The 13,280-nt window shown below is 66.6% G+C and carries 1 protein-coding gene; it reads left to right on the forward strand.

Annotated features, from left to right (window positions below):
- Positions 1–213: 213 nt before the first annotated feature.
- Positions 214–13,242, forward strand: coding sequence for a non-ribosomal peptide synthetase (locus AC1RGE_RS21160; protein ID WP_492584952.1), 13,029 nt, complete (start codon positions 214–216; stop codon positions 13,240–13,242).
- Positions 13,243–13,280 lie beyond the last annotated feature (38 nt).

Genomic DNA, 13,280 nt, shown 5'->3' on the forward strand with positions numbered 1-13,280 from the left:
GCTGGATCAGGCCTTGAAGGGCAGGATGCGGACTAATTATTTCAAGACGTCATCCGTTCTCATTGGAGAAAGATTCCGGGTAGCAGACCCGGCCACGGCGCCCTCCGGATGCCCACGACTTTCTTATAACTATTTGATTTATAGATAGTTATTAAAGTTATGGGAGAGCAGGGCCCGCTCTCCATTGCAAGCACAATCCTGGCAGGAAACCCCATGACGGACGCGTTCGAACTCCCCAGCACCCTGACCCAAGCCCTTCAACGCCGGGCAGTCCTGGCACCTGATCAAGTGGCGTTGCGCTTTCTCGCCGAAGAGCAGGATCAGAGCGTGGTCCTCAGTTACCGGGACCTGGACCTTCGTGCGCGCACCATTGCTGCGGCTCTGCAAGCCAACGCCGAATTCGGCGATCGCGCGGTATTGCTGTTTCCCAGCGGCCCGGACTACGTCGCGGCGTTCTTCGGTTGCCTGTACGCCGGGGTGATCGCGGTGCCGGCCTATCCGCCGGAGTCCACCCGTCGTCATCACCAGGAGCGCCTGATTTCCATCATGGCCGACGCCGAGCCACGGTTGCTGCTGACCAGCGCCGGGCTGCGGGATTCACTGTTGCAGATGGACGAACTCAAGGCCGCGGGCGCGCCGCAACTGCTGTGTGTGGACACCCTGCAAGCCGGGCTGGCCGAAGACTGGCAGGCCGTGGCGCTGCAGGGCGACGACATCGCCTTCCTGCAATACACCTCGGGCTCCACCGCGCTGCCCAAGGGCGTGCAGGTCAGCCATGGCAACCTGGTGGCCAACGAACTGCTGATCCGTCGCGGCTTCGGTATCGACCTCAACCCGGACGACGTGATTGTCAGCTGGCTGCCGCTGTACCACGACATGGGCTTGATTGGCGGCCTGCTGCAACCGATTTTCAGCGGCGTGCCCTGTGTGCTGATGTCACCGGCCTACTTCCTGGCGCGGCCCGTACGCTGGCTGGAAGCGATCAGCGAATACGGCGGCACCATCAGCGGCGGCCCGGATTTCGCCTACCGCCTGTGCAGCGAACGGGTCTGCGAGTCGGCCCTGGAGCGCCTCGACCTCAGCGGCTGGCGCGTGGCCTATTCGGGGTCCGAGCCGATCCGCCTGGACACCCTGGAGCGTTTCGCCGAGAAGTTCAGCGCCTGCGGTTTCAGCCATGAAAACTTCCTCGCCTCCTACGGCCTGGCCGAAGCCACCCTGTTCGTGGCCGGTGGCGTGCGCGGCCAGGGCATCCCGGCCCTGCACCTGGACGACCAGGCCCTGGCGCAGAACCGCGCCGAGCCGGGGCAGGGCAGCGCGATGATGAGCTGCGGCTTCAGCCAGCCGGAACACGCCGTGCTGGTGATGGATCCGCAGCAACTGGGCGAATTGCCTGACAACCGTATTGGCGAAGTCTGGGCCGCCGGGCCGAGCATTGCCCATGGCTACTGGCGCAATCCTGAAGCCACCGCCAAGACCTTCGTCCAGCATGCCGGTCGAACCTGGTTGCGCACCGGTGACCTGGGCTTTATCCGCGATGGCGAGCTGTTCATCACCGGGCGCCTGAAGGACCTGCTGATCGTGCGCGGGCACAACCTCTACCCCCAGGACATCGAAAAGACCATCGAGCGCGAAGTGGAAGTGGTGCGCAAGGGCCGGGTGGCGGCGTTCGCGGTCAGCGACCAGGGCCAGGAAGGCATCGGCATCGCTGCGGAAATCAGCCGCAGCGTGCAGAAGATCCTGCCCCCCGAAGCGCTGATCAAGGCCATCCGCCAGGCCGTGGCCGAAGCCTGTCAGGAAGCGCCCAGCGTGGTGGTGTTGCTCAACCCCGGGGCCCTGCCGAAAACCTCCAGCGGCAAGTTGCAGCGTTCCGCCTGCCGCACGCGGTTGGCCGATGGCAGCCTGGATTACTACGCGCTGTTCCCGCAGGCCGGCAGCGAACCCGCCCGCGTCGGCGAAGGTTCTGGCGATGAGCTGCAAAACCTGATCGGGCGGATCTGGCAGGAACAGCTGCAATGCGCTTCAGTGGCGGCCGACGATCACTTCTTCCTCCTGGGGGGCAACTCGATTGCCGCTACCCAGGTGATCGCCCGCCTGCGTGAAGAGCTGGGGCTGGAACTGGGCTTGCGCCTGCTGTTCGAGGCTCCGACCCTGGGTGCCTTCAGCGCTGCCGTGGCGCGCCAGCAGCAGGACGGCGGCGTGGCCCAGGGCAGTATCAATGCCCTGTCGCGCCAGCAGCCGCTGCCCCAATCCCTGGCGCAGAACCGCCTGTGGATCACCTGGCAACTGGACCCGCAGAGCAGCGCCTACAACATTCCCGGCGGCCTGCGCTTGCGTGGCGAGCTGGATGAAGAGGCCCTGCGCGCCAGCTTCCAGCAACTGATCCAGCGCCACGAAGCGCTGCGCACGCGCTTCTTCGAGCGTGACGGCCAGGCCCTGCAACAGGTGGATGCCGCCGGCGAATTCAACCTGCAGGTGATCGATATCAGCGACCTGCCACCGGCCGAGCGTGAAGCCCGGGCGCGGCAGATCCGCGAAGACGAGGCCCGGACCCAGTTCGATCTGGAGAAGGGGCCGCTGTACTGGGCGACCCTGGTGCGCCTGGATGACGAAGAACACCAACTGCTGCTGACCCTGCACCACATCATCGCCGACGGCTGGTCGCTGAATGTGCTGATCGACGAGTTCTCGCGGCTCTATGCCGCCGCGGCCCAGGGCCAGAGCCTGGAGCTGGCGCCCCTGGCCCTGCAATACGCCGACTACGGCAGTTGGCAGCGCCAGTGGCTGGCCCAGGGCGAAGGCCAGCGCCAGCTGGACTACTGGAAACAGCAGTTGGCGGACGAAGCCCCGGTGTTGAACCTCGCCACCGACCACCCGCGCTCGGCCCAGGTCCGCCACAGCGCCGCGCGCCATGACCTGCGCCTGAGCGCGAGCCTCAGTGAAGCCGTGCGCCAGACCGCCCAGGCTCGGCAGGCCACGCCGTTCATGCTGTTGCTGGCGGCGTTCCAGACCCTGCTGCACCGCTACAGCGGGCAGAGCGATATCCGCATCGGTGTGCCCAACGCCAACCGCCCGCGCCTGGAGACCCAGGGCCTGCTGGGCTTTTTCATCAACACCCAGGTATTGCGCGGGCAGTTGGATTCGCGCCAGTCCTTCGCCGACCTGCTGCAGCAGACCCGCCGCACCGCCCTGGAGGCCCAGGCCCACCAGGACCTGCCTTTCGAACAATTGCTCGAAGCCTTCCCCGAAGCCCGTGAGCAGGGCCTGTTCCAGGTCATGTTCAACCACCAGCAGCGCGACCTCAGTGCCTTGCGCCGCCTGCCGGGGCTGCTGGCCGAAGAGCTGCCGTGGCACAGCCGCGAGGCCAAGTTCGACCTGCAATTGCACAGCGAAGAGGACCGCAACGGCCGCCTGAGCCTGGCCTTCGACTACGCCGACGAGCTGTTCGACGCGGCCAGCATCCAGCGTCTGGCCGGGCATTTCATCAGCCTGCTGGAGCATGCCTGCCAGCAACCGGACCGCGCCCTGGGCGACTTGCCGTTGCTGAGCAAGGCCGAAGCCGCGCAGCTGCAGCAATGGAGCGTGGCGCCTTGCGTGAGCGCCGAACGCTGGTTGTCGGAACGCCTGCATGCGCAACTGCAGCAGACCCCGGAGCGCACCGCGCTGGTCTGGGACGGCGGCCAGCTGAGCTTTACCGAACTGCACGCCCAGGCCAACCGCCTGGCCCACTACCTGCGGGACAAGGGCGTCGGCCCGGACGTGTGCGTGGCCATCGCCGCCGAACGTTCGCCGCAACTGCTGATCGGCCTGCTGGCGATCATCAAGGCCGGTGGCGCCTACGTGCCCCTGGACCCGGACTACCCCGCCGAACGCCTGGCCTACATGCTCGCAGACAGCGGCGTGCAACTGCTGCTGACCCAGACCCATCTGCTGGGCCGGATGCCCGAAGCCCCGGGTGTCAGCGCCATCGCCATGGACAGCCTCAAGCTCGACAGCTGGCCGAGCCACGCGCCGGGCCTGCACCTGCACGGCGAACACCTGGCCTATGTGATCTACACCTCCGGTTCCACCGGCCAGCCCAAGGGCGTCGGCAACACCCATCGCGCGCTGATGGAGCGCCTGCAATGGATGCAGGACAGCTACCAGCTGCAAGCCGACGATGTGCTGATGCAAAAAGCCCCCATCAGCTTCGATGTGTCGGTGTGGGAATGCTTCTGGCCGCTGATCACCGGCTGCCGCCTGTTGATCGCCGCCCCCGGCGAGCACCGCGATCCCCATCGCATCGCCCAGATGGTGCAGGAGTATGGTGTCACCACGCTGCACTTCGTGCCGCCGCTGTTGCAGTTGTTCGTCGATGAGCCGCTGAGCGCCGAATGCCACAGCCTGCGCCGGGTGTTCTCCGGTGGCGAAGCCCTGCCGGCCGAGCTGCGCAATCGCCTATTGCAGCAGTTGCCCAATGCGCAACTGCACAACCGCTATGGCCCGACCGAAACCGCGATCAACGTCACCCATTGGCAGTGTTCAGTCGATGACGGCGAGCGTTCGCCCATTGGCCGGCCCCTGGGCAACGTGGTGTGCCGGGTGCTGGACGCGGACCTCAATCCGTTGCCGGCAGGAGTTCCGGGTGAGCTGTGCATCAGCGGCCAGGGCCTGGCCCGGGGTTACCTGGGACGCCCGGCGCTGACCGCCGAACGCTTTGTGGTCGACCCCCTGAGTGAGGAGGGCGCGCGCCTGTACCGCACCGGTGACCGCGTACGCTGGTGCGCCGACGGCGTGCTGGAATACCTCGGTCGCCTCGACCAGCAGGTCAAGCTGCGGGGCTTTCGGGTCGAGCCGCAGGAAATCGAAGCGCGGCTACTGGCCCAGGACGGCGTGGCCCAGGCCGCGGTGCTGGTGCGCGATACCGTCGCCGGCCCGCAGTTGATCGGCTACTACACCGCCCAGGCCAGCGACGAAGATGAAACCGAGCAAAGCGCCCGGCTGAAAACTGCCCTGGCCGCCGAGCTGCCGGAATACATGGTGCCGGCGCAACTGCTGCGGCTGGACGCCATGCCCCTGAGCCCCAGTGGCAAGCTCGACCGCCGGGCCCTGCCGGAGCCGCAATGGCTGGTGCGCGAGCACGTCGAACCGAGCACCGAACTGGAACAGCAGATCGCGGCTATATGGCGCGAAGTGCTGGGCCAGCCACGCATCGGCCTCAAGGACGATTTCTTCGCCCTGGGCGGGCATTCGCTGCTGGCCACTCAGATCATTTCCCGCACCCGCCAGGCCTGCGACGTCGAGCTGCCACTGCGGGCGCTGTTCGAAGCCAGTGAACTGGGGGACTTTGCCGAACAGGTGCTGCTGATCCAGGAGTCTGGTGCGCGCAACCAGCAGCCGCCGATTGCCCGGGTAGACCGCAGCCAGCCGGTGCCGCTGTCCTATTCCCAGCAGCGCATGTGGTTTCTCTGGCAGATGGAGCCCGACAGCCCGGCCTACAACGTCGGTGGCATGGCGCGGCTGTCTGGCGTGCTCGACGTGGGCCGCTTCGAGGCCGCGCTGCAAGCGCTGATCCTGCGTCACGAAACCCTGCGCACCACCTTCCCCAGCGTCAATGGCGTGGCCCACCAGCAGGTGCATGCCGACACCGGCCTGCGCATGGCCTGGAAGGACTTCTCGGCCCTGGCCCCGGATGCCCGGCAACAACGCCTGCAACAACTGGCGGACAGCGAAGCGCACCAGCCCTTCGACCTGGAGACCGGCCCCTTGCTGCGCGCCTGCCTGGTCAAGGCCGGCGAGCAGGAGCATTACTTCGTCCTGACCCTGCACCACATCGTCACCGAAGGCTGGGCCATGGACATCTTCGCCCGCGAATTGGGCGCGCTGTACGAAGCCTTCCTCGACGACCGTGAATCGCCCCTGGAACCGCTGCCGGTGCAGTACCTGGACTACAGCGTGTGGCAGCGCCAGTGGCTGGAATCCGGCGAGCGCCAGCGTCAGCTGGACTACTGGACCGGGCAACTGGGCCGCGAACACCCGCTGCTGGAACTGCCCAGCGACCGGCCACGCCCGGCGGTGCAAAGCCACCAGGGCGAACTCTATCGCTTCGATTTGAGCGACGAGCTGGCGGCCCGGGTGCGCGCCTTCAATGCCGAGCATGGCCTGACCCTGTTCATGACCATGACCGCCGCGTTGTCGCTGCTGCTCTATCGCTACAGCGGCCAGAGCGACCTGCGCATCGGCGCGCCGGTGGCCAACCGCATCCGTCCGGAAAGCGAAGGGCTGATCGGCGCCTTTCTCAACACCCAGGTGCTGCGTTGCCAGCTCGACGGGCAGATGAGCGTCGGCCAGTTGCTGGAGCAGGTACGCCACACCGTGATCGAGGGCCAGTCACACCAGGACCTGCCGTTCGATCATCTGGTGGAAGCCTTGCAACCGCCGCGCAGCACCGCCTACAACCCGCTGTTCCAGGTGATGTGCAACGTCCAGCGCTGGGAATTCCAGCAAAGCCGGCAACTGGCGGGCATGACCGTGGAATACCTGGTCAACGATGCCCGGGCCACCAAGTTCGACCTCAACCTGGAAGTCACCGACCTGGACCAGCGCCTGGGCTGCTGCCTGACCTACAGCACCGACCTGTTCGACGAGCCGCGCATTGCGCGCATGGCCGGCCACTGGCGCAATCTGCTGCAGGCCCTGATCGACGATCCGCAACGGCGCCTGTGCGAATTGCCACTGCTGCAGGCCGATGAACAGCAGCACCTGCTGGACACTTTGAGCGTCGAGCCCGGCGAGCAACGCCTGGATCAGTGCATCCACCATCTGTTCAGCGAGCAGGCCCTGGCCCGCAAGGACGCCCCGGCCCTGACCTTCGCCGGGCAGACCCTGAGCTACAGCGAGCTGGACAGCCGCGCCAACCGCCTGGCCTGGATGCTTCGTGAGCGTGGCGTGGGCCCGCAGGTGCGAGTCGGCCTGGCCCTGGAGCGTTCCCTGGAAATGGTCGTCGGCCTGCTGGCGATTCTCAAGGCCGGCGGCGCCTACGTGCCCCTGGACCCGGAATACCCCCTGGACCGCCTGCACTACATGATCGAAGACAGCGGCATCGGCCTGCTGCTCAGCGATGCGCGGATGTTCGCCGCCCTGGGCGAGCTGCCGGCCGGAGTCGGCCGCTGGTGCCTGGAAGAGGACGGTGCGCTGCTGGCCGACTACCCGGCGGGCGAATTGCCCTTCATCAGCCTGCCCCAGCATCAGGCGTATCTGATCTACACCTCCGGTTCCACCGGCCAGCCCAAGGGCGTGGTGGTGTCCCACGGGGAAATCGCCATGCACTGCCAGGCGGTGATCCGCCGCTTCGGCATGCGCCCGGACGACTGCGAGCTGCACTTCTATTCCATCAACTTCGACGCCGCCACCGAGCGCTTGCTGGTGCCGCTGCTCAGCGGCGCCCAGGTGGTACTGCGGGCCCAGGGCCAGTGGGACGCCGAAGAGATCTGCCAACTGATCCGTCAGCACCGCATCAGCATCCTCGGTTTCACCCCCAGCTACGGCAGCCAGTTGGCCCAGCATCTGGCGACCCAGCAGCAGACCCTGCCGGTGCGCATGTGCATCACCGGCGGCGAGGCCCTGACCGGCGAACACCTGCAGCGCATCCGTGCGGCCTTCCAGCCGAACCTGTTCTTCAACGCCTACGGCCCCACCGAAACCGTGGTCATGCCCCTAGCCAGCCTGGCGCCGCAGCAGTTGGCCGAAGGCGTGGCCAGCGTACCCATCGGCAGCATCGTCGGGGCCCGGGTGGCCTATATCCTCGATGCCGATCTGGCGCTGGTGCCCCAAGGGGCGACCGGTGAGCTGTATGTCGGCGGCGCCGGTCTGGCCCAGGGTTATCACCGTCGTCCGGGGATGAGTGCCGAGCGTTTTGTCGCCGATCCGTTCGCCACCGATGGCGGGCGCCTGTACCGCACCGGGGACCTGGTGCGCCAGTGCGCCGACGGCCAGGTGGAATACATCGGCCGGGTGGACCATCAGGTGAAGATTCGCGGTTTCCGCATCGAGCTGGGGGAAATCGAAACCCGCCTGCTGGATCATCCGGCGGTGCGTGAAGCGGTGGTGCTGGCCTTGGATACCCCGGCCGGCAAGCAGCTGGCTGGTTACCTGGTGACCGAGGTGGCCGAGCACAACGAGGTGCAGCAGGCCAACCTGCGTGAAGCCCTCAAGCAGCAGCTGAAAACCCAGCTGCCGGACTACATGGTGCCGACCCACCTGATCCTGCTCGGCAGCATGCCGTTGACCGCCAACGGCAAGCTCGATCGCCGAGCCCTGCCATTGCCGGACCCGGAGCTCAATCGCCAGCAGTACGTGGCGCCGAGCAATGAGCTGGAACAGACCCTGGCCGGGGTCTGGGGCGAAGTGCTGAACGTGCAGCAAGTGGGCCTCAACGACAATTTCTTCGAACTGGGGGGCGACTCGATCCTGTCGATCCAGGTGGTCAGCCGTGCCCGCCAGTTGGGGATTCACTTCACCCCGCGGGACCTGTTCCAGCACCAGACCGTGCAGACCCTGGCGCGGGTCGCCAGCCACACTCAGCGCGTCAGCGCCGAGCAGGGCCAGCTCAGTGGCGAAGCGTCGCTGACGCCGATCCAGCACTGGTTCTTCGACAGCCGCATTCCCCAGCCGCAGCACTGGAACCAGGCCTTGTTGCTGGAACCGCTGGGCACCCTGGATGGGTCGTTGCTGGAGCAAGCGCTGCTGGCGGTGCTGGAGCAGCACGACGCCTTGCGCCTGCGTTTCTCTCAGGCAGGTGAGCAGGCAGGCGGGCAATGGCGCGCCGAGTACCTGCCGTTGTCCGATGCTCCCTTGCTCTGGCAGGTGCGGGTGCCGTCCATGGCCACCTGCGAGGCACTGTTCGCCGATGCCCAGCGCAGCCTCGACCTGGAACACGGGCCGCTGCTGCGGGCGGTGCTGGTGGACGGCCCTGAAGGCGAGCAACGCCTGTTGCTGACCATCCACCACCTGGTGGTGGACGGTGTGTCCTGGCGCGTGCTGCTGGAAGATCTGCAAAACGCCTATCGTCAGTTGCAAGCCGGGCAGGCCCTGAAGCTGCCGGCCAAGACCAGTGCCCTGCGGGACTGGTCGAGCCGCCTGCAAGCCTATGCCGGCAGCGAATCCCTGCGTGAAGAGCTCGGCTGGTGGCAGCAGCAATTGGCCGGCCCGGCCGCGCAACTGCCGGGGCTCAAGGCCACTGGCAGCCAGCAGCATCAACAGGCTCAAAGCCACAGCGTGACCCTGGATGCCGAGCGCACCCGTCAGTTGCTGCAACAGGCTCCAGCGGCCTACCGCACCCAGGTCAACGACCTGCTGCTGACCGCCCTGGCCCGGGTGCTGTGTCGCTGGAGCGGGCAGCCTTCGGCCCTGGTGCAACTGGAAGGCCACGGCCGCGAGGCGCTGTTCGACGAGATCGACCTGACTCGCACCGTGGGTTGGTTCACCAGCGCCTATCCGCTGCGCCTGACGCCGTTGCAGGTGGAAGAAGCGGCCGGGCAGGGCGCCTCGATCAAGGCCATCAAGGAACAACTGCGGGCCGTGCCGCACAAGGGCCTGGGTTACGGCGTGCTGCGCTACCTGGCGGATGAAAGCTGCCGCGAGGCCCTGGCAGCGCTGCCGCTGGCGCCGGTGACCTTCAACTACCTGGGGCAGTTCGACCAGAGTTTCGGTACCGATGCACTGTTGCGCCCGTTGGATGAATCCGTCGGCCCGGCCCATGCACCGGAAGCACCGTTGCCCAACGAACTGAGCATCGACAGCCAGGTGTATGGCGGCGAGCTGGTGCTGCGCTGGACCTACAGCAGCGAACGTTTCGACGCCGAGCTGATCAGCGAGCTGGCGAGCGCCTACCTGGGCGAGCTGCAGAGCCTGATCGGCCATTGCCTGAAGGACGATGCCGGTGGCCTGACGCCGTCCGACTTCCCCCTGGCGCGCCTGACCCAGGCCCAGCTCGATGGCCTGCCGGTACCGGCGGCGCAGATCGAAGACGTCTACCCGCTGACCCCGATGCAGGAGGGCATGCTGTTGCACACCCTGCTGGAGCCGGGCACCGGCCTGTATTACATGCAGGACCGCTACCGCATCAACAGCGAACTGGACCCGGAGCGTTTCGCCCAGGCCTGGCAGGCGGTGGTGGCGCGCCACGAAGCCTTGCGCGCGTCTTTTTGCTGGAACGTCGGCGAAGACATGCTGCAAGTTATCCACAAGCCGGGCCGCACCCCGATCGAGTTTCTCGACTGGAGCGCGGTGCCCGAGGCCGAGCAGGAAGCCAAGCTGCAAGCCCTGCACAAACAGGAGCGTGAGGCCGGCTTCGATCTGCTCAACCAGGCGCCGTTCCACCTGCGGCTGATCCGCGTTGGTGCGGCCCGTTACTGGTTCATGATGAGCAACCACCACATCCTCATCGATGCCTGGTGCCGCTCGCTGCTGATGAACGACTTCTTCGAGATCTACACCGCCCTCGGTGAAGGTCGCGAGGCGCAACTGGCGGTGCCACCGCGTTACCGCGACTACATCGGCTGGCTGCAACACCAGAGCCTGTCCGAGGCGCGGCAGTGGTGGCGGCAGAACCTTGAGGGCTTTGAACGCACCACGCCGATCCCCAGCGACCGGCCGTTCCTGCGCGAACACGCCGGTGACAGCGGCGGCATGATCGTCGGCGACTGCTACACCCGCCTGGATGCCCGGGATGGTGCGCAACTGCGGGAACTGGCGCAGCAGCACCAGCTCACCGTCAACACCTTCGCCCAGGCGGCCTGGGCCCTGGTGCTGCGGCGCATGAGCGGCGATCGCGACGTATTGTTCGGGGTCACCGTGGCCGGGCGCCCGGTGGAAATGCCGGAGATGCAACGCACCGTCGGCCTGTTCATCAACAGCATCGCCCTGCGGGTCAAGCTGCCCCAGGACGGTGAGCGCTGCAGCGTGCGCCAGTGGCTCAGCGGCTTGCTCGACAGCAACATGCAGCTGCGCGAATACGAGTACCTGCCGCTGGTGGCGATCCAGGAAACCAGCGAACTGCCCAAGGGCCAGCCGCTGTTCGACAGCCTGTTCGTGTTCGAGAACGCGCCGGTGGAAGTCTCGGTGCTGGACCGTGCCCAGAGCCTGAACGCCAGTTCGGATTCCGGCCGTACCCACACCAACTTCCCGATCACCGCGGTGTGCTACCCGGGGGACGACCTGGGCCTGCACCTGTCCTACGACCAGCGCTACTTCGAGCAGGCGACCATCGAACGCATGCTCGGCGAGTTCAAGCGCCTGCTGCTGGCGCTGATGCAGGGCTTTCATGGCGACATGGCCGAACTGCCGCTGCTGGGTGAAGAGGAGCAGGACTTCCTGCTGGCCGGCTGCAACCAGAGCGAGCATGAGTACCCGCTGGAGCGCAGCTACGTGGAACTGTTCGAGGCCCAGGTGGCGGCCCATTCGCAACGCATCGCCGCCAGTTGCCTGGACCGGCGCTACAGCTATGCCGAGTTGAACTGCTGCAGCAACCGCCTGGGCCACGCCCTGGTTGCCAACGGCGTAGGCTTTGATCAGCCGGTGGCCCTGCTGGCCGAGCGCGGCCTGGAACTCTTGGGCATGATCATCGGCAGCTTCAAGGCCGGGGCCGGCTACCTGCCCCTGGACCCGGGCCTGCCGGGCCAGCGCCTGGGCCGTATCATCGAGCTCAGCCGCACGCCGATCCTGGTGTGCAGCGCGGCCTGCCGCGAACAGGCCCAGGCCCTGCTGGACGAGTTCGGCTGTGCCGGGCGTCCGCGGCTGCTGGTCTGGGAAGAGCTGCAAGCCGCCGGGCATGCCGAGCACAACCCGGGCCGCTACAGCGCGCCGGACAACCTGGCCTATGTGATCTACACCTCCGGTTCCACCGGCCTGCCCAAGGGCGTGATGGTGGAGCAGCGCGGCATGCTCAACAACCAGTTGAGCAAGGTGCCGTACCTGCAACTGAGTGAGGCCGACGTGATCGCCCAGACCGCCTCCCAGAGCTTCGACATTTCGGTCTGGCAGTTCCTTGCCGCACCGCTGTTCGGCGCTCGGGTGGACGTCGTGCCCAACACCATCGCCCACGATCCCCAGGGCCTGTTGGCTCACGTCCAGGAGCAGGGCATCACGGTGCTGGAGAGCGTGCCGTCGCTGATCCAGGGCATGCTCGCCCAGGACGCCATCGCCCTCGATGGCCTGCGCTGGATGTTGCCCACCGGCGAGGCCATGCCGCCCGAGCTGGCGCACCAGTGGCTGCTGCGTTATCCACAGATCGGCCTGGTCAACGCCTACGGCCCGGCGGAGTGCTCCGATGACGTGGCCTTCTTCCGTGTCGATATGGCTTCGACCCGGGGCGCCTACCTGCCCATCGGTACGCCCACCGACAACAACCGGCTGTACCTGATGGACGAAGCCCAGGAGCTGGTTCCCCTGGGCGCCGTCGGCGAGTTGTGCGTGGCCGGCACCGGTGTTGGCCGTGGCTACGTCAGCGACCCGTTGCGTACCGCGCTGGCCTTCGTGCCCCATCCGTTCGGTGCTGCGGGCGAACGCCTGTACCGCACCGGCGACCTGGCGCGCCGGCGCAGCGACGGCGTATTGGAATACGTCGGCCGGATCGACCATCAGGTGAAGATCCGTGGCTATCGCATCGAACTGGGCGAGATCGAAGCGCGCCTGCATGAACAGCCGGAATTGCGCGATGCCGCCGTGGGGGTGCAGGAAGGGGTCAACGGCAAGCATCTGGTGGGGTATCTGGTCGCCGGTGACTCAAGCCTGAGCCCGAGCGAACGCCTGGAGCGGATCAAACCGCGGCTGCGTGCCGAACTGCCGGAATACATGGTGCCGCTGCACTGGCTGTGGCTGGAGCGCCTGCCGCTCAACGCCAACGGCAAGCTCGATCGCAAGGCCCTTCCGGCCCTGGAAATCGGCCAGCTGCAGAGCCAGGACTATCAAGCGCCGGGCAATGAACTGGAGCAAACCCTGGCGGACATCTGGGCCGAGGTGCTCAAGGTCGAACGGGTGGGGGTACGCGACAACTTCTTCGAGTTGGGCGGGCATTCCCTGCTGGCGACCCAGATCGCTTCACGGGTACAGAAGACCCTGCAACGCAACGTGCCGCTGCGAGCCATGTTCGAATGCAGCACGGTGCAGGAGCTGGCCGCGTACATCGACGGTTTGGCCGGGAGTGAGATCAGCGAGGAGAAGGTCGACCGGCTGAGTGATCTGATGGCCGAGCTGGAGGGGCTGTGATCGACGGATGAGCGGTGGAGCGTTGTTCGCGCAGCAGG

It is taken from the genome of Pseudomonas sp. GW823-FHT02C05, assembly GCF_058797595.1.